General features: G+C 61.1%; 18 protein-coding genes. 2 read left to right on the top strand and 16 right to left on the bottom strand.

The window, feature by feature from the left end; all coding sequences use genetic code 11:
* Window positions 1-77: 77 nt before the first annotated feature.
* Window positions 78-1,871, bottom strand: coding sequence for a 30S ribosomal protein S1 (gene rpsA, locus J4862_RS04060; protein WP_211789454.1), 1,794 nt, complete (start codon window positions 1,869-1,871; stop codon window positions 78-80).
* Window positions 1,872-2,558: 687 nt separating this feature from the next.
* On the opposite strand from rpsA, the gene J4862_RS04055 reads away from it, so the two are divergent.
* Both J4862_RS04055 and J4862_RS04050 read left to right on the top strand, forming a co-directional pair.
* On the top strand, window positions 2,559-3,251 hold the full coding sequence (locus J4862_RS04055; RefSeq protein ID WP_211789453.1) for a hypothetical protein: 693 nt from the start codon (window positions 2,559-2,561) through the stop codon (window positions 3,249-3,251).
* Window positions 3,238-3,900: a hypothetical protein gene (locus tag J4862_RS04050; protein WP_211789452.1), complete on the top strand. Its 663-nt coding sequence runs from the start codon at window positions 3,238-3,240 to the stop codon at window positions 3,898-3,900. The genes J4862_RS04055 and J4862_RS04050 overlap by 14 nt, the downstream gene beginning before the upstream one ends.
* A gap of 81 nt (window positions 3,901-3,981) precedes the next feature.
* Here J4862_RS04050 and J4862_RS04045 read toward each other — a convergent pair whose 3' ends face one another.
* The 15 genes from J4862_RS04045 to J4862_RS03975 all read right to left on the bottom strand — a co-directional run bounded on the left by J4862_RS04045 (window position 3,982) and on the right by J4862_RS03975 (window position 23,290).
* Window positions 3,982-5,199: a 3-deoxy-D-manno-octulosonic acid transferase gene (locus tag J4862_RS04045; RefSeq protein WP_249107453.1), complete on the bottom strand. Its 1,218-nt coding sequence runs from the start codon at window positions 5,197-5,199 to the stop codon at window positions 3,982-3,984.
* 10 nt (window positions 5,200-5,209) lie between these two features.
* Window positions 5,210-6,733 carry a glutamate--tRNA ligase gene (gene gltX, locus J4862_RS04040; RefSeq protein WP_211789451.1) on the bottom strand — a complete coding sequence of 508 codons (1,524 nt, stop codon included), beginning with the start codon at window positions 6,731-6,733 and terminating at the stop codon, window positions 5,210-5,212.
* Between the two features lie 36 nt (window positions 6,734-6,769).
* On the bottom strand, window positions 6,770-7,045 hold the full coding sequence (locus J4862_RS04035) for a hypothetical protein (RefSeq protein ID WP_211789450.1): 276 nt from the start codon (window positions 7,043-7,045) through the stop codon (window positions 6,770-6,772).
* 12 nt (window positions 7,046-7,057) lie between these two features.
* Window positions 7,058-7,966: a DUF4296 domain-containing protein gene (locus tag J4862_RS04030; RefSeq protein ID WP_211789449.1), complete on the bottom strand. Its 909-nt coding sequence runs from the start codon at window positions 7,964-7,966 to the stop codon at window positions 7,058-7,060.
* Between the two features lies 1 nt (window position 7,967).
* Window positions 7,968-8,636 carry a lipoprotein signal peptidase gene (locus J4862_RS04025; RefSeq protein ID WP_211789448.1) on the bottom strand — a complete coding sequence of 223 codons (669 nt, stop codon included), beginning with the start codon at window positions 8,634-8,636 and terminating at the stop codon, window positions 7,968-7,970.
* A 1-nt stretch (window position 8,637) separates the two neighbouring features.
* Window positions 8,638-9,021 (bottom strand): TraR/DksA C4-type zinc finger protein, encoded by a 384-nt coding sequence (locus J4862_RS04020; protein WP_211789447.1) that lies wholly within the window; start codon window positions 9,019-9,021, stop codon window positions 8,638-8,640.
* 69 nt (window positions 9,022-9,090) lie between these two features.
* Complete coding sequence (gene ileS, locus J4862_RS04015; protein ID WP_211789446.1) at window positions 9,091-12,516, bottom strand: isoleucine--tRNA ligase; 3,426 nt, start codon at window positions 12,514-12,516, stop codon at window positions 9,091-9,093.
* Between the two features lie 440 nt (window positions 12,517-12,956).
* Window positions 12,957-14,102: a galactokinase gene (gene galK, locus J4862_RS04010; protein WP_211789445.1), complete on the bottom strand. Its 1,146-nt coding sequence runs from the start codon at window positions 14,100-14,102 to the stop codon at window positions 12,957-12,959.
* Window positions 14,103-14,205: 103 nt separating this feature from the next.
* The gene (locus J4862_RS04005; RefSeq protein ID WP_211789444.1) at window positions 14,206-15,483 is read right to left on the bottom strand and encodes an MFS transporter; all 1,278 of its coding nucleotides are present in this window, start codon (window positions 15,481-15,483) and stop codon (window positions 14,206-14,208) included.
* 43 nt (window positions 15,484-15,526) lie between these two features.
* Window positions 15,527-16,591: an aldose epimerase family protein gene (locus J4862_RS04000; RefSeq protein WP_211789443.1), complete on the bottom strand. Its 1,065-nt coding sequence runs from the start codon at window positions 16,589-16,591 to the stop codon at window positions 15,527-15,529.
* A 648-nt stretch (window positions 16,592-17,239) separates the two neighbouring features.
* Window positions 17,240-18,148 carry a cation diffusion facilitator family transporter gene (locus J4862_RS03995; protein WP_211789442.1) on the bottom strand — a complete coding sequence of 303 codons (909 nt, stop codon included), beginning with the start codon at window positions 18,146-18,148 and terminating at the stop codon, window positions 17,240-17,242.
* A complete protein-coding gene (gene hemG, locus J4862_RS03990; RefSeq protein ID WP_211789441.1) occupies window positions 18,132-19,514 on the bottom strand; it encodes a protoporphyrinogen oxidase in 1,383 nt (460 codons plus the stop codon). The genes J4862_RS03995 and hemG overlap by 17 nt, the downstream gene beginning before the upstream one ends.
* Before the next feature lie 15 nt (window positions 19,515-19,529).
* Complete coding sequence (recN, locus tag J4862_RS03985; RefSeq protein ID WP_211789440.1) at window positions 19,530-21,197, bottom strand: DNA repair protein RecN; 1,668 nt, start codon at window positions 21,195-21,197, stop codon at window positions 19,530-19,532.
* 108 nt (window positions 21,198-21,305) lie between these two features.
* Window positions 21,306-22,514, bottom strand: coding sequence for a bifunctional phosphopantothenoylcysteine decarboxylase/phosphopantothenate--cysteine ligase CoaBC (gene coaBC, locus J4862_RS03980; protein ID WP_211789439.1), 1,209 nt, complete (start codon window positions 22,512-22,514; stop codon window positions 21,306-21,308).
* A 5-nt stretch (window positions 22,515-22,519) separates the two neighbouring features.
* The gene (locus tag J4862_RS03975) at window positions 22,520-23,290 is read right to left on the bottom strand and encodes a 3'-5' exonuclease (protein WP_211789438.1); all 771 of its coding nucleotides are present in this window, start codon (window positions 23,288-23,290) and stop codon (window positions 22,520-22,522) included.
* Window positions 23,291-23,294: the final 4 nt, after the last annotated feature.

Genomic DNA, 23,294 nt, shown 5'->3' with positions numbered 1-23,294 from the left:
TCCTATATATAATAGGACTCGCCCCCCTAAGGATGAACCTCAGGGGGGCGAGTCGTTAGCTTGCTAGGAGCGAGCTCTTAGGAGAGCTTTTCCTTCAGAGCAGCCAGAGCATCGAGGTCACCGAGGGTGGCCTTCTCCGTAGCGGCGTTGGTAGCTGCTACGGCTGCGCTAGCATCCTGATGGCGCTGCTGACGCTCAGCACGCTCGGCACGTTCGCCGGCACGAGCTTCAGCCTTAGCTTCGTCCTCGAAGGTGCGGCTGTGCGAGACGATGATGCGGCGTGCATCCTTGTTGAACTCGATGACCTTGAAGGGAAGGACTTCGCCCTTGACTGCCTGCGTACCATCGGCCTTGACCAGGTGCTTAGGCGTAGCGAAGGCTTCGATACCCTCGGGCAGAGCGATGACAGCACCCTTCTCGACGATCTCGCTGACCGTACCTTCGTGGATGCTACCTACGCGGAAGTTAGCTTCGAAGGCGTTCCAAGGGTTCTCCTCGATCTGCTTGTGGCCGAGCGAGAGACGACGGTTCTCCTTGTCGATCTCCAGGACGATGATGTCCAGAGGAGCGCCAACCTCGGTGAACTCATTGGGGTGCTTGACCTTCTTGGTCCAGGAGAGGTCAGAGATGTGCACAAGGCCATCAATGCCTTCCTCGATCTCTACGAAGACGCCGAAGTTGGTGAAGTTACGGACACGTGCCGTGTGGCGCGAGCCGATGGGGAAGCGCTTGTCGATGTTCTCCCATGGGTCTTCCTTGAGCTGCTTGAGGCCGAGGCTCATCTTGCGCTCTTCGCGGTCGAGGCTGAGGATGACAGCTTCTACCTCTTCGCCTACCTTCAGGACATCCTGAGCGGAGCGTACGTGCTGGGTCCAGGACATCTCTGAGATATGTACGAGCCCTTCGACGCCGGGAGCGACTTCGATGAAGGCACCGTACTCAGCGAGGACGACGACCTTACCCTTGATCTTGTCACCCACCTTGAGGTTAGGATCGAGCGAATCCCAGGGATGTGGCTGGAGCTGCTTGATACCAAGGGCGATGCGCTTCTTGGCCTCGTCGAACTCGAGGATGACGACATTGAGCTTCTGGTCGAGCGATACGACTTCGCTGGGGTGCTGTACACGGCCCCAAGAGAGGTCCGTGATGTGTACCAGACCATCGATACCACCGAGGTCGATGAAGGCCCCGTAGGTGGTGATGTTCTTGACGACCCCTTCGAGGACCTGGCCCTTCTCGAGCTTGCTGATGATCTCAGCCTTCTGGGCCTCGAGCTCAGCCTCGATGAGGATCTTGTGCGATACGACGACGTTCTTGAAGTCCTGGTTGATCTTGACGATCTTGAACTCCATGGTCTTGTCTACATAGGCATCGTAGTCACGGATAGGACGTACGTCGATCTGTGAACCTGGGAGGAAGGCTTCGATGCCGAAGATGTCGACGATCATACCGCCCTTCGTGCGGCTCTTGACGTAGCCTCGTACCACTTCGTCCTTCTCGAGGGCTTCGTTGATACGATCCCAGCTGCGTGCGATGCGAGCCTGTCTGTGCGAGAGCACGAGCTGGCCCTTCTTATCTTCTTGCGATTCGATGAAGACTTCTACCTTGTCGCCTACCTGCAGCTCAGGGTTGTAGCGGAACTCGGAGGCACTGATCGTCCCCTCGCTCTTGAAGCCGATGTTGACCGTTACTTCGCGCTTGTTGATAGACGTGACTGTACCTACTACAACCTCCTGGTTCTTCACCTTGCTGAGGGTGCTTTCGTAGGCTGCTTCCTGCTCCTGGCGCGAGCCAGTGCCGAAGACTTCTCCCTGCTCAAACTCATCCCAGTTGAAGTCCTGGAGTGGCTTGATAGCGTTCAAATTTTCCATTGAGTTAAACATACTAATTATTACACACGAGTTACCTCTCGTCCGCCCCTGCCGTGCCCCTCGCGTGGAGTCAGCGCTCAGACGGGCGGGTGAAAAGTGCCACAAAGGTATAAAAACTATCTGATACTACCGCACATAGAGCGCGCAAGGAGCACACCAAGCACCTTCCCTTCCTTAGAGCCGCGCTCTAAGGGCTGGGGAAGACCTGCACTTCGTCCATCGAGTAAGGCTACTCGCCCTAAGCACTCGCTACTTATCTAGCTGGGATGTAGAGGCAGCGGGAGCGGCCTGCGCATGCCTGGTGGAGCTCATGAAGAACCTGTAAGTCAAGGAACTGTAGATCTTCTCAGAAGGCCCTTGGTTAAGTCCGAGTATAGTCTAAGTGCGCCGACTGCCTCGCCTCGGCTTCGTGAGAGATATCCCTTAGCCTCCTGACGGATATCCCTGGAGCGCGTCACTGCCGTCCCTCAGGGGGCTGACTGCTATCCCTCACGGGCACTCCACCCATAGCTGTGCGCCGCTGGGGCTGAGGTGCTGGCTCTTCTGGTCGTAAGTTAGGCTAAGGGCTAAGCGGGCGGTATGGAGCCTTAGCTCCAGCAGGGAAGCGGCGTTTGCTTGCGCTAAGGAGCCTTATTCCGTATCTTTGTCCTGTTGCTTTTGAGTCAATCTCGATTAACTTATTCCATTATGATACAGCATCCTCTCCCACCATTCGAGCATCGGCGCACGCTGCGGCACAGCTGGCTGCTCCTGACGCGCCGTCGGGGGCTCGTATGGTTGACCTTCCTCTATATCTTTTGTCTAGGCAGCTTCTGGGTATGGAGCATCCTTCCTCTAGATAAGCTGCTGCTGGGGCTAGAGCAGGGGGGAAGCTCGCTATCGCTGCTGGGCTACATCCTCCCTATCCTCGTCTGGTGGAGCCTCACTCAGCTCCTTGACCTCAGGCTGACGCAGACGACCCTCGGGATGATCAAGACGGGGGACCGCAGCTACCGCCTCCCCTGGAAAGAGGCGCTACGCCGCTGGTTGCCCTATATGGGCCTAGCCTTGGTGCTGCAGCTGGTCTTCCTAGTAGGGGGCAGCCTCATGCTTGTGCCTGGTGCCTACCTTCTCTTACGCTTCAGCTTTGCTCCTAGCCTGAGTGTAGACCAAGGCCTTGGGGTATGGGCCGCGCTACGTGCCTCGTGGCGTCTGACCGAGGGGCACTTCTACCTCCAGCTCGCAGCCTTGGGGCTTGCGCTGGGGCTTAGCTTCCTCGCCTCGAGCTTCGTCCTCGGCATCTATATCGCCTATCCCGTGCTGCGGCTCTACTTTGCCCAGCTCTATTATTATCTGCGCGCTGAGGGCGTGCCTGATGCAGTAGAAGGTGCGCAGGCCTAGCATCACCCGCCTGCGTCGCCGCCTACCACGGCTGGGGGCTAAGCTCCAGCTCGGGCAAGGCCTCAAGCGAGCCAAGCGCCTGCTGCTGAATCAGCGTGGCGACGGCGTGCACTCGCCCTTCGCCTTTGGGCTGATCCATAGCGTGATACGCAACCGCCGTCCCTATTACTGCTTCGCTCCGCTGCGCGAGGAGCTCCGAGTCCGTGCGCGTAGCCTCTCGCAGGAGGCGCTGCGTAGCCCTGCAGCGCTGGAGCTCATCTACCGCCTGCTGCAGGAGCTTCGCCCCAGTGAGGTCGCCTACCGAACGGCTGCCGTGAGCATGCTGCCGCGCTACCTAGAGCATGCGGGGCTGCCTTGCCTCGGGCTGGAGCCTCAGACGCAGGAGCTCGCCCCGCGGAGCTGCCTCATCCTCGAGAGCTGGCCCACGGAGGGTGCGGAGCTAGACGAACTGACGTGTCAGCTCCAGGAGCTCTGTCGGCAGAGCCCCGAGCTGATGCTCTTCGCCCATCTGTCGCGGCCCCGCTTCGGGCGACAGCTCGAGCAGCTGCGTGCCGAGCTACAGCCTCAGCTGGTGCTGGACCTGCTGGACCTACAGCTGTGGTTCTTTGACCCCAGCCTTACCCCTAGCCGCTACAAGGCCGTCTACTAGCCTCCGTACGCGAGCTACCCAAAAGGCCAAGCCCCCGCATCATCCGAGATGCGGGGGCTTGGCCTTTATATAGGACTTATCCTAGAAGAGTTCGCTGAGGAGCTGCTCGGTGGCTCCACGCTGCTCTGCGAAGAAGTGCTCGAGCTGCTGGGCGACCTCGCGGCAAGCGGCCTCGTCGTCGAATCGCTGCAGTAGGGCAGCGAAGTCCTCCTCGCTATGGAGGACGAAGCCGAGGCCGCGCCGAATGAGCTCGCGCACCTCACGGTGCTTGTGCACCTCGGGCCCGAAGAAGACGGGGATGCCGTAGACGGCTGCCTCCAGCGTATTGTGTACGCTCTTGCCGAAGCCTCCCCCGACCCAGGCGTAGCGCCCGTAGCGGTAGATGGAGGAGAGCAGGCCGAAGCAGTCGATGATCAGGCAGTCGTAGTCCCCCGTCGCTCCTGCCTTCAGCTGGCTGTAGCGCATATAGGGGCGGGTAAGCTGAGCCTCGATGGCCTGGAGGTGCTCCTCGTGGATCTCGTGGGGGGCGATGATGAGCTTGTGCTCGCTCGAGAGGCGATTGAAGTAGGGCAGTAGGATGGCCTCGTCCTCGGGCCAGGTGCTGCCTGCGACGAGTACCTTGCCCTCTAGGACAGCTGCCTCGGGGATCTCTTGGGCGGTGCTGGCGATCTCGATGACGCGGTCGAAGCGTGTATCCCCCGCCACAGAGACGGCCGTGATGCCGTGTCGCTGTAGCAGCTGGCGCGAGTCCTCATCCTGTACGTAGAGGTGCTCGAAGAGCGTCAGCAGGCGCAGGTACCACTTGCCCCAGGGGCGGAAGAAGAGCTGGTCAGGGCGGAAGATCGCCGAGATCAGATAGGTCGGTATCCCACGCTCTCGCAGCTCGTAGAGCATCGTCGGCCAGAAGTCGTACTTGATGAAGATAGCCTTGGACGGACGTGCTAGGTCGAGGAAGCGGCGGACGGAGGAGCTGCGGTCGGAGGGCAGATAGACGACCACATCAGCTCCCGCATAGTCCTGCCGTACGGTGTAGCCCGAGGGGCTGAAGAAGCTCAGCAGGATCTGATACTCGGGGTGCGCACGACGCACGGCCTCCATGAGGGGACGTCCCTGCTCGAATTCGCCGAGCGAGGAGGCGTGGAACCATACGACGGGGCGCGTCGCGTCCAGTCGCCCGAGGCGCAGCGGCGTGTCCTTGCGCCCCTCGATGATGAGGCGTGCCTTGGGACTGAAGCGTGCCGCTAGGTGTAGCCCTGCCGAGGCAAGGATACCCGCGAAGCTATAGAGCGGATTCTTCAAACTCGGTGACTTAGCCTAGCTGGTTAATCGCGTGCTCGAGGCGACGCAGGGTCTCCTCCCTACCGAGGAGCGCTGTGATATCGAAGAGGTGAGGACCCTTGGCGGCACCTACCAGAGCGAGACGGAAGCAGTTCATCACCGCTCCGAGGCCGTAGCCCTCACGCTCGATCCAGGCCTTGACCTGCTCCTCGGTGCTGCCTGCGGGCAGCTCGGGCTGGAGGCCTGAGAGGAGCTCGCCGAGGGCACGCATCTGGGCGGCACTATCTTCCTTCCAGCGCTTGGAGACCGTCTTGGGGTCGTACTCCGTAGGTGCGACGAAGAAGAAGAGGGCCTGATCGAAGAGCTCGGGCAGCGTCTGGGCACGCTCCTTGACGAGCGCGATGACCTTAGCGACGAAGGCCTGATCGTAGCGGATACCTTCTTCCTCGAAGCGCGGACGGAGCAGCTCTGCTAGGCGCTCGTTGCACGCCTCCTGGATGTAGTGATGGTTGAACCACTTGCCCTTCTCGTAGTCGAACTTAGCCCCAGCCTTGCTGCACTTCTCGATGTTGAAGTACTGGACGAGCTCCTCCATGCTCATGACCTCGCTGTGCTCCATGCCGGGATTCCAGCCCAGGAGTGCGACGAAGTTCACCACCGCCTCGGGAAGGTAGCCGCTCTCGCGGTAGCCTGAGGAGACGTCGCCCGTCTTGGGATCGACCCAGCGCAGGGGGAAGACGGGGAAGCCAAGGCGGTCGCCATCACGCTTGCTCAGCTTGCCATTGCCCTCGGGCTTGAGTAGCAGCGCCAGGTGGGCAAAGCGGGGCATCGTGTCCTCCCAGCCGAAGGCGCGGTAGAGGAGCACGTGCAGCGGAGAGCTGGGGAGCCATTCCTCGCCGCGGATGACGTGGGAGATGTCCATCAGATGGTCGTCCACGATGTTCGCCAGGTGGTAGGTGGGCAGGTCATCAGCACTCTTGTAGAGGACCTTGTCGTCGAGCACCGAGCTGTTGAAGCTGACGCGTCCACGGATCATGTCGTCGACCTCGACCTCTACATTGGGCTCTACGAGGAAGCGCACCACGTACTGCTGGTCTGCTGCGATGAGGCGCTCGACCTCCTCAGCGGGGAGCGTCAGAGAGTTACGCATCGAGCCGCGCGTCGTAGCATCGTATTGGAAGTTGGCCTGCGCCTTGCGCTGCGCCTCGAGTTCCTCGGGCGTGTCGAAGGCGATGTAGGCCTTGCCGGCGTCGAGGAGCTGCTGCACATACTTGCGGTAGATATCTCGGCGCTCGCTCTGGCGGTAGGGGCCGCAGTCGCCGCCGTAGCTTACTCCTTCGTCGAAGTGTATCCCGAGCCACTGGAGGGCCTCGATGATGTAGGCCTCCGCCCCAGGGACGAAGCGCTGGCTGTCGGTATCCTCGATGCGCAGCAGGAGCTCGCCGCCGTGGCGCTTAGCGAAGAGGTAGTTATATAGTGCTGTGCGCACGCCACCGATGTGGAGCGCCCCTGTAGGGCTGGGGGCGAAGCGTACGCGGACCTTTCTATTAGTCATCGGTAATGAGGTGTTAGATGTGTGGACCGTAAGTGATTACTGGACGGAGGGTAGGAGCAGCTGCCAGCCGCTATGCTTGGCGAGGAGCTGCTGCAGCTCGGCGAGCGGGGCGCGACGAGCCTCGGCAGCCAAGGGGCAGGTCGGAGCCTCCAGTCGGAGCGTCCCCTCGAGGAAGACGGTGCGGGCACACTCGCCAGTGAAGGGCTCGAGCTCGAAGCCTCCATGCTCGAGCGGACGCACCAGCACCATGGGGCAGAGCAGGGAGCCTACCTGCAGGTAATGGCTCACGTAGCTAGGGGGAGGGGTAGGCATCAGCTAAACGTACTAGAAGCTACTCTCCGTATCCGCCGTCGTCGGAGGTGGCGGGACTTCATTGCCTGGAGCTGGCGCGTCTCGTAGGGTATCCGCTCCTCCATTGAGGCTAGGGGGCGGTGCCGTCAGAGCAGCGGCCGTGTAGCGAGCGAAGCTGAAGCTGTCGATCGCCCAGAAGCCGCGCTTGGGGAGCTGGGGGACGTAGCCTACGATGCGGCCGAAGGAGGAGCGCATCTGCTTGCCCTCGGGGACGCGGAGGCTGATGCGGTAGAGCTTGCCTGGGGCCTTGAGCTCAAGCGTCTTGCGTATCACGGTGGAGTCCGTGCAGCAGAGGCTGAGCTCCATGCGTAGCGCTCGCTTCGTCTGCGCAGACTGCCCCGAGAGGCGCAGGACGAAAGCCAGCTCCGTGCCCGCGGCGTAGCTCTGGTCCGGCGTGTAGCTGAAGCTCCGCTCCAGGTAGGCCTTCCCCGCGTGGAAGCTGACGCTATCCCGCAGTAGGTTCACGGAGTCGACGTTGCCCGCCTGCCACTGCCAGAGCTTGGTCTGAAGGGTAGAGAGGCTGTCACTACGAGCCTGCAAGAGCTGCCGCCGCTGCTCGAGCTCTTTGTGCGCTGCGTCGTAGATGTCCTTGTAGCTCTCGAGGTCATGCTGGCTGTACCATACGAGCGAGCTATCCCAGTCGGCGAGCGTGGCGTCGTGACGGCTAAGGATAGCCGCATAGCCCACCAGGCGTAGGCTGTCGGGGAGGCTACGCTCGGCGAAGTTCTGCTCGGCGATGACCATCTCAGGCAGCAGCTCCTGCATCGTCTTGACCCCAAGCCGCTTCCAGGGCTTGGAGCCGCAGCTGGAGAGGAGGCTGAGGCTTAGCGCAAGGCCGCAGCCCAGCGCGAGGGAGGATGCGTGACGCGAGGGACGAGCCATACTACTGGGCTGTGCTGTCTGTCTCCTCGGTGCGCTGGGGCGAGAGGAGCTCTAGGGCGAGCGAGAAGCTGCGTCTGTAGAAGAGCAGCAGGAGCGCTACCCCGACAGAGATGCAGGCGTCAGCGAAGTTGAAGATCGGGCTGAAGAAGATGAAGGGCTCCCCCGCGTGCACCGGGCTCCACTCGGGATAAGTGGTGCGGATAATGGGGAAGTAGAGCATGTCTACGACCTTGCCGTGGAGGAAGTCCCCGTAGCCCGAGCCCCAGGGTACCAGCTGGGCGACAGCTCCTCTACTGGAGCTGAAGATCTCGCCGTAGAAGAGGCAGTCGATGATGTTGCCGAAGCCTCCAGCGATAACCAGCGATAGGGTGAGCAAGAAGCCCAGCGAGAAGCGCTGCATCCGTATGATGCGGATGAGGTAGTATAGCCCGGCGCTCATCGCGATGATGCGGAAGAGCGTCAGTAGCAGCTTGCTCCCTATCGTGATGCCATAGGCCATGCCTTCGTTCTCCACGAAGTAGAACTTGAACCACGATGCGATCTCGATCATCTCGCCCTCTACCATAGAGGTCTTGACCCAGATCTTGGAGGCCTGGTCGATGATGAGGAGTAGGAGGATGAGCCCGCTACATAGGGCTAGAGCCTTGCTAGTGCCCTTGCTTGATGTCATGTTACTTCTTCTCGTTGAGCTTGGCCTCGATGCTCAGCGTCGCATGGGGGACAGCACGTAGGCGCTCCTTGGGGATGAGCTTCCCCGTCTGACGGCAGACGCCGTAGGTGCGGTTCTCGATGCGGCGCAGTGCGGCCTGTAGGTTATGAATGAACTTGAGCAGACGCTCGGCCATGCGCCCTGCCTCGCCCTTGGAGAGGGAGGCTGCACCTTCGTGCACGGCCTTGAACGTCGGGAGGGTGTCTGCGACGTCATTCTCAGAGGAATTAGTGGCGCTCTCACGCAGCTGCTCGTAGTCACGGATGGCCTGCTCGAGCTTGGCCTCGATGAGTTCGCGGAATTCCTGAAGTTCTTCCTCGGTGTACGCAGTCTTTTCGATACTCATAGGATAGGGGGTAGTGGAGTAAGTCCCACCATGCGGTCCCGAAAGGCTGCATGGTGGGGCGAAGTACGGTTAATTGACTCGTTGGATAGCTATAGGTAGCTGCTTGTCGTCCAGCTCTAGCTCTGCTGTGGGGTTGAGGCTAGCGCTCTGGCTGAGGCTGTCGGCCTGTACCTCCTTGGCTATGTAGGAGGCATACACAGCGAGTACACGCGTCAGCTCATCATCCTCGGGGAGCACGATCGTGATGCGGTCGCTGACCTCGTAGCCGCTCTGCTTGCGCAGGTTCTGTATGCGGTTGATCAGCTCGCGCGCCGTGCCCTCGAGGCGAAGCTCCTCGGTGAGCGTGATGTCTAGGGCTATGGTGAGTGTCCCCTCGTTGGCTACGAGCCAGCCAGGGATATCCTCAGAGTAGATGTCTACGTCCTCGCGCTCGATGACGACTGGCGTGTCGGCGATCGTCAGCTGGAGGGAGCCCGTGCGCTCGATGGTAGAGATCTGCTCCTGGCTCAGCTCGGCGACGGTGGCCGCGATGGCCTTCATGATCTTGCCGTAGCGTGGGCCGAGGCGCTTGAAGTCGGGGCGTATCTTCTTGACGAGGACGCCGTCGCCGTCGGAGACGAACTTGAGCTCCTTGACGTTCACCTCGCTCAGGATCAGCGGTACGACGGGCTCGATGGCGAGCTTGTCCTCCTCGTTGACGATGGGGATGAGTAGGTGCTGTAGGGGCTGGCGTACCTTGATGCTGACCTTGCGGCGCAGGGCGAGTACCATCGAGCAGATGGACTGGGCGAGGGCCATGCTACGCTCCAGCGAGCTGTTGATGCAGCTGCGATCCGCCACGGGGAAGTCCGCCAGATGCACCGAACTCTCGGTAGCATCTGCACGGCCTGCGACGAGGTCGCGGTAGAGCTGGTCCGCGTAGAAGGGTGCGATGGGGGCCATGAGTTTGGCGACCGTCACGAGACAGCTGTAGAGCGTCTGGTAGGCGGCGAGCTTGTCCGTGGTCATCTCCCCAGCCCAGAAGCGGCGCCGCGATAGACGTACGTACCAGTTGCTCAGCTGCTCGGATACGAAGTCGCTGATAGCACGGGCAGCACGTGTGGGCTCGTAGTCGTTGAGGTCGCTGTCTACCTGGAGGATGAGGCTATTGAGGCTGGAGAGGATCCAGCGGTCGATCTCGGCGCGCTCGCTAAGTGCTACCTGTGGAGCCTCGGTGTCGAAGCCGTCGAGGTTGGCATACAGCGCGAAGAACTGATAGGTGTTGTAGAGCGTAGCGAAGAACTTGCGGCGTACCTCGTCGATGCCCTCAAGGTCGAACTTGAGGTTGTCCCAAGGCGAGGAGTTGCTGATCATATACCAGCGCAGCGGGTCGGAGCCGTACTGCTCGATCGTCGCGAAGGGGTCGACGGCATTGCCGAGACGCTTGCTCATCTTGTTGCCGTTCTTGTCCAGCACGAGCCCGTTGGAGATGACGGCCTTGTAGGAGTTCGTCCCCGAGACCATCGTAGCGATGGCGTGCAGGGTGAAGAACCAACCACGCGTCTGGTCTACGCCCTCGGCGATGAAGTCTGCGGGGAAGACGCGGCCGCTGTCCAGTAGCTCCTTGTTCTCGAAGGGATAGTGTACCTGAGCGTAGGGCATGGCACCTGAGTCGAACCACACGTCGATGAGGTCGGTCTCGCGACGCATAGGCTTGCCCGAGGGGGAGACGAGGATGATGTCGTCCACGTAGGGGCGGTGGAGGTCGATCTTCTGATAGTTCTCCTCAGTGTAGACCCCAGGCTCGAAGTCCTTCCAGGGGTTCTCGGTCATGAAGCCCGCAGCTACCGCCTCCTCTATGCCCGCATAGAGCTCGGCGACGGAGGTGATGCAGCGCTCTTCCTTGCCATCCTCGGTGCGCCAGATTGGGAGCGGTGTACCCCAGTAGCGGCTACGGGAGAGGTTCCAGTCCTGGAGGTTCTCCAGCCACTTGCCGAAGCGGCCCGTACCGGTGCTCTCAGGCTTCCAATTGATGGTCTCATTGAGGCGCATCATCTCCTCGCGGCAAGCCGTGGAGCGGATGAACCAGCTATCCAGCGGATAGTAGAGGACGGGCTTGTCCGTGCGCCAGCAGTGGGGGTAGGAGTGCACGTGCTTCTCGATGCGGAAGACCTTGCCCTGCCCCTTCAGTAGGAGGGCGATCGTCACGTCGAGCGTCTCATCGTCATCCCCCAGCGTATCGTCGTAGGCGTTCTTGACGTAGCGCCCAGCGTATTCCTTATATAGGTCTACGTTCACGAAATCACGGACGAACTGCTCGTCGAGCTGCTCCAGCGGGTAGAGGCGTCCCTGCATGTCGACCATGGGGCGGATGTTGCCCTCGCGGTCCAGCACCGTGAGCCCAGCGATGCCAGCGGCCTTAGCCACCTTGCTGTCGTCGGCCCCGAAGGTGGGGGCGATATGTACGATACCCGTACCATCGGTCGTGCTGACGAAGTCCCCCGCGATCACGCGGAAGGCCTCGCCGTCGGGACGCATCCAGGGGAGGAGCTGCTCGTAGCGGGTGCCGACGAGCTCCTGCCCCTTGTAGCGGGCTACGATGAGGTAGGGGAGCTTCTTGTCGCCAGGCTGGTAGGCGGCTAGCGCCTCCTCACCCTCGTGCTCAGCAGAGACGAAGCTGTGGAGCAGCTGCTCGGCGAGGACGACCGTGATGGGCTCGCCGCTGTAGGGATTGAAGGTACGTACGGCTACGTAGTCGATCTCGGGGCCGACGCAGAGGGCGGTATTGGAGGGCAGCGTCCAGGGCGTGGTCGTCCAGGCCATGAAGTAGGGCGCGCCGTGCCCGAGGAGCTCAGCCTTCGGGTCGAGGATGCTGAAGAGCGCCACGCAGGTCGTATCCTTGACGTCGCGGTAGGCGCCTGGCTGATTCAGCTCGTGCGAGCTGAGGCCGGTACCCGCAGCAGGGGAGTAGGGCTGTATGGTGAAGCCCTTGTAGAGCAGCCCCTTCTGGTAGATCTCGCCCAGCAGCCACCATAGGGTCTCTATGTAGCGGTTGTCGTAGGTGATGTAGGGGTGCTTCATGTCGACCCAGTAGCCCATCTGGCGGGTCAGCTCCTCCCACTCCTGCGTGTACTTCATCACCTCGCGGCGGCAGGCGGCATTGTATTCGTCTACGCTGATCTTCTTCCCGATGTCCTCCTTAGTGATACCGAGAGCCTTCTCTACGCCGAGCTCTACGGGCAGGCCGTGGGTATCCCAGCCCGCCTTGCGATCTACGCGATAGCCCTTCATGGTCTTGTAGCGGCAGAAGATATCCTTGATCGAGCGCGCCATGACATGGTGGATACCAGGCATCCCATTAGCTGAGGGAGGGCCTTCGTAGAAGACGAAGGAAGGGGCTCCCTCACGGAGCTGGAGGCTACGGTCAAAGAGGTGCTCGTCCTGCCAACGCTGTAGCACGGACTTGTTGATTCCCGAGAGGTTGAGCCCCTCGTATTCAGGGAATTTGAAGCTCATATAGCGTATCTATTCTATTTAGGTCTAACTGTCTCAGAGGGTGCACGCACGTGGCGCTCTTGCCTCACTCTGGTCTCAAAAGCGCTACAAAGATACGTTTTTAGCCTTAATCACCCTAGGGGCAGCAAGATGCGTGTAGCTAGGGCGCAGCCCAGTGTACGGCGAGGGAAGAGGTGCTAATTAGCCTTGCAGAGAGCTACTCTAGGCCTCAGGGGATGCTTCAGTCAAGGCCTCCCCGCGGGCGGATACTGAGGGGCTTCTCCTTAGGCTATAGTCGGAGCGCGCTGAGGGACGCCAGTGAGCGCTCTGACTGACGTCCCTCGGAGCACTCACTGATATCTGTCAGGAGCGTAGGCTCTAGGGTGTCGCAGAATAGGACAGGCCGCTGCCCCTCGCGTGAGGAGCAGCGGCCTGCCACTTGGATATAGGTGGAGTCGCTCCTAGAGACGACGCGAGCCGTCGGAGATGACTACGTCGTAGAACTTAGGCGTACGGCCGTACTTAGCTTCGTAGCGGCTCTTAGCCTCAGCGACGAAGCGGTCATAGAGCTCGTCCTTGATGAGGTTGATGGTGCAGCCACCGAAGCCCCCGCCCATCACGCGCGAGCCCGTGACGCCCAGCTCCTTGGCTAGGTCGTTGAGGAAGTCTAGCTCTTCGCAGCTGACCTCGTAGAGCTTGCTCATGCCGTGGTGCGTCTCGTACATCTTCTGCCCTACGGTCTCGTAGTCGCCCTTGTCGAGGGCCTCGCAGACGGCCAGCACGCGGTCTACCTCGCCGATGACGTAGGAGGCACGCTTGTAGTCCTCTTCGCTGATCTCAGCCTTCACCTCATCGAGCATGGCGAAGGAGGCGTCACGGAGGAACTTGACCTCAGGGTGGCGCTTAGCGATCGCAGCGACGGCAGCCTCGCAGCTCTCGCGGCGCTTGTTGTAGGCCGAGCTAGCGAGCTCGTGCTTGACGACGGAGTCTACCAGCAGCAGACGATAGCCCTTGGGATCGAAGGGGTGGTACTCGTACTCCATGCTCTTACAGTCGAGACGGATGAGCTTGCCTGCCTGGCCGAAGACGGAGGCGAACTGGTCCATGATGCCGCACTTGACCCCGATGTAGTTGTGCTCCGTTGCCTGACCGATCTTGGCCAGCTCCATCTTCTCGATGCCGAGGTGGTAGAGGTCGTTGAGCGCGAAGGCGAAGGTGCTCTCCAGCGCAGCCGAAGAGGACATCCCAGCACCCAGAGGCACGTCGCCAGCAAAGACCGTGTCGAAGCCACCGATCTTGCCGCCACGCTTCTGGATCTCGCGGCAGACGCCGAAGATGTAGCGTGCCCAGGACTGCTCCGGAGCGTCCTCCTCTCTGAGACCAAACTCTGCGCTCTCGCCCAGGTCAAGGGCGTAGGCGCGTACGCGGTCGGTGCCGCTGAGGCGGATCTCAGCGACCATGGCCTTGTCTACCGCACCGGGGAAGACGAAGGCACCGTTGTAGTCGGTGTGCTCCCCGATGAGGTTGATACGTCCAGGGGAGGTGAAGAGGATGCCAGGCTCGCCATAGAGCTCGGCGAACTTGCTGCGGATCTGTGTCGTGTCCATGTCTTGTGTCTGTGTATTGATATGTGTGTGTAGAGGAGACTCCCCATGCTCCAGGAGCGCACGCGGCGCCCAGGAGCATGGGGAGTGATGCTTAGTAGCGTGCTTAGGGGAGCTGCTTGACCTTGTGACCACTCAGCGCGTAGAAGAGGAGATAGGCCTCTGCCACCACGACGATGATCCAGGTCCACTGCCAGCCACCGAGGCTATCGGCGAGAATACCCTGTGCGAAAGGTAGGATAGCACCACCGACGATACCCATCATCAGCGCACCAGAGCCAGCCGAGGTGTACTTACCCAGCTTGTCAATAGCCAGTGAGAAGATCGCTCCCCACATGACGGAGTGGAAGAGCCCAGCACCGACGAGGAGGTAGGGATTGTCTAGGAGCATACCTCCCAGGACGAGGAGGCCAGCGCCGCTAGCCGTGATGGTGAGCTGCTTGCTGGCGCTGATGCTGCTGAGGAAGCTACCACAGAGACGACCGACGAGCATCAGGCCCCAGTAGATCGTAGCCAGTAGGGCAGCGTCCTTGGGCTGGAAGCCGAGGCTCTGTCCATAGAGGTTGATGTTGTTCCCGACAGCGACCTCTACCCCTACGTACATGAAGATGGCGACGACGCCGAGGGCGAGGTGGCTGAAGCTCCAGACGCTCTTCTCGAGGACTTCGCCTTCCTTCTTCTCTGCGCTAGCGATCGAGGGAAGGTGTATCTTCATCAGAGCGACGATGAGGCCACCGACCAGGACGATGAGTATGAGGAAGGGGATGTAGAGCGAGCTAAGAGCGATGTCCAGACCACTCTTGCCGGCGAAGATCACCGAAGCCACAAGTAGCGGAGCGATCGTAGCCATCGTAGAGTTAGCCGTACCTGCGATCGACTGACGCGTGACCCCCGTCGTACCCTTCACGTCACAAGCGACGATGTAGGGATTGAGCACTGCCTGCAGGAAGGTCATAGCCGAGCCTGCGACGAAGCCTGCAAAGAGGAAGATGTAGTAGGCTACCGGTATGATCACTGCATTGGGATCGTCCTGAACAGCCTGGAACTTTGCCAGGTCTACGGCCTCGAATGTATAGGCTGAGAGCTCATACAGGCCAAAGGCTACGATCAGCCCGAACAGCCCTCTGATGAGCGTCGTCTTGTAACCCTTCTTCTCGATGCTCTTAGCACTGGGGATACCCATCGCTAGGTAGCCACTGAAGAAGGCGAAGGTGATGAACGTCGTGAGCGCATTGGTCAGTGAGCCTGATTTCTGCAGGAAGGCGGCCTGCATAGGTGCCTGGAACTGCCCGTTTAGGTTCGTGATCAGTCCCACGAGGGCCATCAGCACTACCATGATGACGAAGGGCACGAGGTAGCTCTGCGTCTGTTTCTGTTGTGTCATTACTTACTGTTTATGTGAATGGAGTTTGTTAGTTAGCGTTGCCTTAGCCTTCTACGGTGAAGCGGAAGGCCGTCGTGGAGCGGAACTCCTGCCCTGGGTCGAGGCGCGTCGAGGGGTATTCGGGACGATTGGGGCTATCGGGGTAGTGCTGCGTCTCCAGGCAGAGAGCGGCACGCGCAGGGTAGCGGTGTCCGTGCTTGCCACGCATATTGCCGCTCATCCAGTTGCCCGTGTAGAGCTGCACACCAGGCTGGTCGGTGTAGACCTCCATGACGATGCCTGTCTTGGGCGAGGAGCAGCGTGCGGCGCGACCCAGCTTGCCCAGGGGCTTGTCGAGGATGTAGGTGTGGTCGTAGCCGCGTGCCCAGACGAGCTGGTCCCAGGCAGTGTCGATGCGCTCGCCCACGAGATGAGGCTCACGGAAGTCCATGGGCGTGCCCTCTACTGCCGCGGGGGCTCCGTAGGGGATAGCTGTCTCGTCGGTGGGGAGGTATTCCTTGGCGTCTATCTGCAGGCTGTGGTCATGCACAGAGGCATCCCCGTCGCCAGAGAGATTGAAGTAGGAGTGATTCGTCAGATTGAGGATGGTGGGCTTGCTCGTGGTAGCGCGGTACTCGATCGTCAGCTCGTGCTCCTCCGTAAGGGTATAGACGACCTCTACGTGGAGCTCGCCAGGGTAGCCCTCCTCGCCGTCGGCAGCGACGTAGCGGAAGGCGATCCTATTCGTCGCAGTCTGTTCGGCGTCCCAGATGACGGCGTTGAAGCCCTTGAGGCCGCCGTGCAGTGTGTTCGGGCCGTTATTGATCGGGAGCTGGTAGCTCTCCCCGTCGAGGCTGAAGCTGCCCTTGGCTACGCGATTGGCATAGCGGCCACAGATGGCACCGAAGTAGGCTTCTTCGCTATCGAGATACTCCTGGAGGCTGTCGTGTCCGATGACGACATCCGTCCAGCCCGAGCGGCTAGGGACGATGAGGGAGACGAGCTTGGCGCCTTGGTTGATGAAGTGTGCTTCGGCGCCTTGCTTATTGGTGAGGCTGTAGAGGCGTACCTCCTTGCCGTCGACGACCCCTTGGAAGGCCTTAGGGTCGAGTTGTGCTTTGTTGCTCATAGCAAGTGTAGTCTATTGCTTGTATATTAAGGAGCGGATATTGCGACTTCAAATATACAAAAACTTCGCACATAGCCAAGATAAATGCTTGCTCTTGACTCCTAGAGCGGGTAGATTATCAGCATCATCCGCGTGAGGGATAGCCCTAAGTCCGTACCGCTCGTCTACTGGCTAAGCGCTCCTGCAGGTCGCAGGCTTACCGCCGCAGTACGCTCGCCAGCGTAAGCGAGGCAGCGCAGCGCGGCGACAGCCAAGGCGCAGTGCTCTCAAGGGATATCCCTCAGCCTCCTGACGGGTATCCCTCACGCGCGTCATGGACGTCCCTCAGATCGCTGACGGATATCCCTCATGGAGCCTCCCCCTGATACTGTGTGCTGCCTCACGGCGCGTCGCAGCCTTGTCGTCATTAAGAACAGACCAAGCCTGAGCCTACAGCCCAAACGAATAGAGCCCTAGGAAGGCGACACGCGGGACGAGCAGCTGATGCTGCTGTGATCTGCGTGTAGCCTTCGTAGGGCTCTGTCTTTGCTTAGGCTGTGTTGGAGGCTTAGCCGCTTGAGGGCTTCTTCATCCCTCGCTCTATATATTAATGAATAGGAGCTGAGGGGGGATTAGGGGTGTAGCTTAGCCTCAGCCGGGAAGGCCAAGTTAAGCGGGCTCGACGTGGATGCTGATATGTGTCTCTTGGCCGAAGCGTGCCTGTAGCTGTTCCTCTAGCCTTATGGTCACCTCGTGCCCCTCGTGTACGGTCATGCTCCCCGAGACGAGAATGTCGACCTCGATGGCATAGCACTGGCCGAGGCTACGCGTATGGAGCTGGTTGATCCCCTGCACCTCCTCGGCGGTGTAGATGATGCTGCGGATCTCCTCCTCGACCTCGGGGCTGAGGCAGACCTCAGTGAGCTCTTTGCACGCTGGCAGTAGGGAGCTCCAGCCCATGTAGATGATGCATAGGCTGACGATGGCCGCTGCGAGCGGCTCGAGGAAGAGCCCCCGAGGCCCGAGCGCAATAGCCCCCGTGATCCCCAGCAGTACGGCGCAGAGCGTGAGCATGTCGCCTCTGTGGTCGAGGGCCTTGGTACGCAGCGCCGAGCTGTCGAGGCGCTGGGCCCAGCGCTGGGTATAGAGGTAGAGGACGAGCTTGATAAGGAGGGAGAGGGCTGCAATCAGTAGGGTAAGCCTACTCGGCTGGGGGAGAACGAGCCTGCCTAGCAGCAGCTGGAGCGTCGTGCTGAGGCTCCGATAGAGGAGGGAGCCCCCGACGCCGAGCATGACGCCCGCCATGACGAGGGTGGCGAGCGTCTCGAACTTGCCGTGCCCATAGTGATGGTCTTCATCCTGAGGCTTGCCCGAGATGCGGATGAAGATCAAGGCAATGAGGTCGGTGGCGAAGTCGGAGAGTGAGTTGATCGCCTCAGCGATCATGGCGCTACTATGCCCGAGGAGGCCGACGGTGAGCTTGAGGACGACGAGTAGCGCATTGGAGAGGCTCCCTAGGAGCGTGACCCTGAGGATCTTCTCCGTGCGTGGAGCTAGCCTGCTAGCATTGCGCTCCATGGCTCGAGCCTATGATCGAGTCTGTGATGAGGGTGGCCTGCTTGACGCGATCTGCCATGCCTATGCCGTCTCGGATAGCCCCAGCGAGGTGGAGCCCAGGGTACTGTGCCTCGAGACGCTGGATCTGCTCGAGGCGCTCCTGACTGCCCGCCTCGTACTGAGGTATGGCGTAGCGGTGGCGGAAGATATGGAAGACTCGGGGCGGAGTGGTGACCCCTAGGATGCGCTCGAGACGCTCCGTGACCAGCTGCCTGATCTCCTCGTCGCTATAGTCGATCACCTCGGGAGCACGCATGCCGCCTAAGAAGATGGAGAGCATCGAGGCCCCTGCGTGGGGCACGCGATCGGGGAAGCAGGCGCCTGGATTGAGTATGCCGAGGACCTTATTATCCTCCGAGGAGGGGAAGAGTCCTCCGAAGGTATGGAATTGAGGTAAGGCTTGCTCCACGCCCCAGGCAACCTGTACGATAGGGGCGTAGCGTAGTGCGGTGATGGGGGTGAGCTCGGCCTCAGAGAGGAAGGGGAGTAGCGTCGGCAGCTCGTAGGCTGGGGCGGTCGAGATGACTTGGCGTGCCTCTAGCTGCTGTAGCTGCCCGTCACGGGTGTAGCGGATGATCCAGTGGTCGCCCTCGGGAGCTATCTGGCAGCTCTCCGCCCCGAGGATGAGGGCTTCCTCTCCGAGTGCTTCGCCGAGCGTCGAGACTAGCTGCTGCAGGCCGCCATGGACGGAGAAGACCTCCCTGGTCGCGAGCCGATCACGGTCGCTCTTAGGCTCCTTGCGCTTAGCGATGGCTCCGCGGATGAAGGAGCCGTAGTTTTGCTCCAGCGCGTAGAGCTTCGGCAGGGCGAAGCGGGTGATGAGGCGCTCGGGGTCGCCCGCATAGATCCCGCCGATGAAGGGATCTACGGCGTAGCGCAGGAAGTCCCTGCCGAGGCGACGGCGCACCAGTTCGGCCAGAGGCTCGTTGGGATTGCTGCCGGCCGCGCGGAAGGGCTCTGTGAGCAGGCGCAGCTTATCTCGGAAGGAGAAAAGCGGGGTCTGTAGCCCAGACTTGGGCCCTGAGGGGAGGGGGAAGAGGCTTTGCTTGCCCTTGTGTGTCTTGAGGATGAGGCGACGCGCGGCGCTGGGGTCGGCGATCTGCTTGAGCTCGGGGAACTGCTGGAGGAGCTCGGCGAGCTCGGCGTTCCCAATGACGCCCGTACTCGGTCCCTGCTCGAAGGTGAAGCCTGCCTCATGGTGGCTCTGGATCACGCCGCCGATGCGCTGGGCGCGCTCTAGGATCTGTACCCTGTATCCCGCTTGCTGTAGCTGGAGGGCTGCGGTGAGGCCCGTGAGCCCTGCGCCGATGATGGCTATATCGATCATACTTTGCCTCTTGGCTTAGTCCTTGACAGAGTCGAGCAGGGCGCGTGCTGCGGCTCGGCTCACCTGGCTGAGCTGGCTACCGCTCTGCATACGAGCGATCTCGTCGACGCGCTCCTCCTCGGAGAGGTGGCGGATATGGCTGCGTGTGCTGTCGGAGCCGTGCTCCTTATATATGTAGAAGTGGTCTACGCCCGCGGCCGCGATCTGTGGTAGGTGCGTCACGGCCATGACCTGCATGCTCTGCCCCATGCGGCGTAGGATGGTGGCGATACGCTCGGCAGTCTCTCCCGAGACGCCTGTGTCGATCTCGTCGAAGATGATCGTGGGGAGACTCCTTCGGTCAGCGATCAGCGCCTTGAGGGCGAGCATGAGGCGCGAGATCTCCCCACCCGAGGCGATGTCAGCAACGGGCTCGGGGGCTATGTCCTTGTTGGCGGAGAAGAGGAAGGTAACTTGGTCTATGCCCATAGCCCCTGGGCTATCGAGCTGCTGCAGCTCGATGAGGAAGCGGACATAGGGCATCCCGAGCTCTCGGAGCGAGCCGAGGAGGGCGCCCTCAATAGCTCGGGCCGCAGTGATGCGCAGCTCGCGTAGCTCGAGTGCCTTGCTCATGAGTGCCTCACCTGCCGTGGCGAGTGCTTCTCTGAGCTGATTGAGCTCCTCGTCTGAGCTGGTGATCTGGGTGAGCTGATCGGACAGCTGGTCCTTGATCTCTAGGAGCTCGCTGCAGTCCTCCACATTGTGCTTGTGCAGCAGTCCACGGATGAGGTCGATGCGCTCCTGGATGCGTGCCAGGCGCTTGGGGCTGAAGGTGATGCTCTCACCCTCGTCACTCAGCGTCGCCGCTAGGTCCTGGGCCTCGATGCGCAGGCTCTGCAGGCGCTCGCACCACTCTTCGGCCGAGCCGTGGTAGGACCGTATGCTCTCGACGGACTTGAGGGCGTAGGCTAGGGCCTGGATAGCTCCCGACTCATCGTCCTCTAGGGCGGAGACGGCCTGCTGCAGCATGCTCTGGATCTCCTGGGCGTGGGCGAGCTGCTTCTCCTCCTCCTCGAGCCCCTCGAGCTCCTCGGCCTCGATGTCTGCCTCCTCGAGCTGGTCGTAGAGGAACTGTAGGTAGTCTTGCTCCTTGCGTAGGCTCTCCGCGCGGGTCTGCGTCTCCTCGAGCTGCTTGGCCAGCGCCTTGTAGGCATGGTACTGCCGCTGGTAGTCGTGCAGCAGCGCGCCGCTCCCGCCGTAGAGATCTAGGACGGAGAGCTGGAACTGAGCGTCCCCGAGCAGCAGGTTCTTGTGCTGGGAGTGTATGTCTATGAGGTACTCACTGAGGCGCTTCAGTAGGCTCAGCGAGGCTGGCGTATCGTTGACGAAGGCGCGGCTCTTGCCCTTGGCCGTGATCTCGCGGCGGATGATGCACTCCTCTTCGTCAGCCTCGATGTCTTCCTCCTCCAGCATGGCACTGGCAGCAGCATCTAGCTGGGAGAAGTGTGCCTCGATGACGCAGCGCTCGGCGCCCGTCAGTAGGGTAGAGCTATCTGCCCGCTGGCCCATCAATAACCCGATGGCGCCGAGGATGATGCTCTTACCTGCTCCCGTCTCCCCCGTGATGACGGAGAAGCGAGGCGAGAACTCTATGACGAGCTCCTCGATAAGGACGAAATTCTTAATGCTGAGTCGTGTAAGCATAATCCGTTACTAGGGGTAGGGAAGATGTGGGGCAAGGGGGAGCGGTGCGGTGAGCCTAGGGTGGGCAGAGGGGGGAAGGTAGTCTCCTCGCGGCTCGGACGGCCGTGCCTAGGCGTCGAGACGCTTGGCGACGAAGTCTGCGATGTCGTGGGCGACGGCCTCCTTGGTCTTTAGTTCGTAGGCCTCGATAGCCCCTTCGCGGTCGAAGAGCGTAACCTTGTTGGTTGGATGGGCAAAGCCCGCACCAGCGTCCTGCAGGCTGTTGAGGACGATGGCATCTAAGTGCTTGCGCTGCATCTTCCGCTTGGCCTCCTCGACACCCGCGTCACTCTCGAGGGCGAAGCCCATGAAGTACTGCCACGGCTCCTTAGCAGCGCCGAGAGTCGCGGCGATGTCGGGATTCTGTACGAGCTCCAGCTCGAGGCAGTCCTCCCCCTCACGCTTGATCTTGGTCGCGGAGCTGTAGCGGGGGCGGTAGTCGGCTACGGCGGCAGCGAAGATCGCTAGGTGTGCCGTCCCGATACGCTCCTGACAGGCTGCCAGCATCTCCTCGGCCGTCGTCACGGAGATGAGCTCCACGCGCTCGCTGGGCTTGAGGCTGCTGGGTCCAAGGACAAGGCTGACCTCAGCTCCGCGGCGAGCGAACTCATCCGCCAGAGCTATGCCCATGCGCCCCGAGGAGTGGTTCCCGATGAAGCGCACTGGATCAATGGCCTCATGGGTGGGGCCTGCTGTGATCAGTACGCGACGCCCCTCGAAGTCGAGGCTCTCGGTGAAGTAGTCCTCTAGGATGGAGACGATGACCTCGGGCTCCTCCATGCGTCCCTTACCTACGAGGTGGCTGGCGAGCTCGCCCGACTGAGACTCGATGATGTAGTTCCCTCGCTGGGCGAGCAGCTCGAGGTTGTCGAGGGTGGAGGGATGGGCCGCCATGTCGAGGTCCATAGCGGGGGCGACGAAGACGGGCGCCTTCATCGAGAGGTAGGTCGTGATGAGCATGTTGTCCGCTACGCCGTGGGCCATCTTCCCGATGGTGGCGGCTGTGGCGGGCGCTATGACCATAGCGTCGGCCCAAAGACCGATATCTACGTGGCTATTCCAGGTACCGTCTCGACCGCTGAAGAACTCGCTGATGACGGGCCGCGAGCTTAGTGCCGAGAGGGTGATCGGGGTGATGAACTCCTTCCCTGCGGGGGTGATGACGATCTGCACCTCCGCCCCTGCCTTGACGAGCAGGCGTGTCAGAGAGGCAGCCTTGTAGGCCGCGATGCTCCCCGAGATGCCCAGTACGATGTGCTTGCCCTGTAGTACGCCCATAATCCTTATTTCGCGATGAGGCTCTGATAGACGCGGGTGAACCAAGCCTTGGTCTCGAGGGGGAACTGTGCGCCCTGTACCCAGCCGTAGTAGCCTGGGTCACGGAGTAGCACCTCCTGCAGCCGCTGCCCGCGGTACTTGCCGAAGTTGATGATGATCTCGTCCTGCTCGTCGTAGGCTAGCATCCCAGCGAAGTCCACGGTGCGCCCATAGCTGGAGAACTCCGCTAGGGCTGCGATGTCATTCTGCAGCTCGTCGGGGTAGTGATCCAGCTGTGCCTGCAGCACCTCGTAGGTAGCCTGGGTGTCAGCATCCGCAGCATGGGCGTTGGTTAGCTCCTTGCCGCAGTAGAACTTGTAGGCAGCCTCGAGGGTGCGACGCTCCAGCTTGTGGTAGATGGTCTGCACGTCCACGAAGCGACGGTCGCTGAAGTCTACCGCGATCCCTGCCCGAAGGAACTCCTCCACGAGCATGGGTACGTCGAAGCGATTGGAATTGAAGCCAATGATGTCACATCCGTCGATCCACTCGTAGAGGCTACGGGCTACCTGGGCGAAGGTCGGCTGGTCGGCCACATCCTCATCGGTAATGCCATGCACCGCCGTCGCGGCGGCGGGGATGGGCATGCCGGGGTTGATGCGGCGTGTCTTGGTCTCCTCCTCGCCGTCGGGATGTACCTTGAGTATGGAGATCTCGACGATGCGGTCACGCGTGATCTGCACCCCCGTAGTCTCTAGGTCGAAGACTACGGCAGGGCGTTGGAGCTGTAGTTTCATGTCT

The sequence above is a fragment of the Porphyromonas sp. oral taxon 275 genome (genome assembly GCF_018127745.1).
In the GTDB taxonomy this organism is placed as follows: Bacteria; Bacteroidota; Bacteroidia; order Bacteroidales; family Porphyromonadaceae; genus Porphyromonas.
The sequence above is the reverse complement of the archived record's forward strand: the minus strand, read 5'-3'. Positions and strand labels throughout refer to the sequence as shown.

Bases quoted from the DNA above. Each gene is read 5' to 3' on its own strand.
- rpsA (WP_211789454.1), bottom strand. From the start codon at position 1,871: ATGGAAAATTTGAACGCTATCAAGCCACTCCAGGACTTCAACTGGGAT.
- J4862_RS04055 (WP_211789453.1), top strand. From the start codon at position 2,559: ATGATACAGCATCCTCTCCCACCATTCGAGCATCGGCGCACGCTGCGG.
- gltX (WP_211789451.1), bottom strand. From the start codon at position 6,733: ATGACTAATAGAAAGGTCCGCGTACGCTTCGCCCCCAGCCCTACAGGG.
- J4862_RS04035 (WP_211789450.1), bottom strand. From the start codon at position 7,045: ATGCCTACCCCTCCCCCTAGCTACGTGAGCCATTACCTGCAGGTAGGC.
- J4862_RS04030 (WP_211789449.1), bottom strand. From the start codon at position 7,966: ATGGCTCGTCCCTCGCGTCACGCATCCTCCCTCGCGCTGGGCTGCGGC.
- J4862_RS04025 (WP_211789448.1), bottom strand. From the start codon at position 8,636: ATGACATCAAGCAAGGGCACTAGCAAGGCTCTAGCCCTATGTAGCGGG.
- J4862_RS04020 (WP_211789447.1), bottom strand. From the start codon at position 9,021: ATGAGTATCGAAAAGACTGCGTACACCGAGGAAGAACTTCAGGAATTC.
- ileS (WP_211789446.1), bottom strand. From the start codon at position 12,516: ATGAGCTTCAAATTCCCTGAATACGAGGGGCTCAACCTCTCGGGAATC.
- galK (WP_211789445.1), bottom strand. From the start codon at position 14,102: ATGGACACGACACAGATCCGCAGCAAGTTCGCCGAGCTCTATGGCGAG.
- J4862_RS04005 (WP_211789444.1), bottom strand. From the start codon at position 15,483: ATGACACAACAGAAACAGACGCAGAGCTACCTCGTGCCCTTCGTCATC.
- J4862_RS04000 (WP_211789443.1), bottom strand. From the start codon at position 16,591: ATGAGCAACAAAGCACAACTCGACCCTAAGGCCTTCCAAGGGGTCGTC.
- J4862_RS03995 (WP_211789442.1), bottom strand. From the start codon at position 18,148: ATGGAGCGCAATGCTAGCAGGCTAGCTCCACGCACGGAGAAGATCCTC.
- hemG (WP_211789441.1), bottom strand. From the start codon at position 19,514: ATGATCGATATAGCCATCATCGGCGCAGGGCTCACGGGCCTCACCGCA.
- recN (WP_211789440.1), bottom strand. From the start codon at position 21,197: ATGCTTACACGACTCAGCATTAAGAATTTCGTCCTTATCGAGGAGCTC.
- coaBC (WP_211789439.1), bottom strand. From the start codon at position 22,514: ATGGGCGTACTACAGGGCAAGCACATCGTACTGGGCATCTCGGGGAGC.
- J4862_RS03975 (WP_211789438.1), bottom strand. From the start codon at position 23,290: ATGAAACTACAGCTCCAACGCCCTGCCGTAGTCTTCGACCTAGAGACT.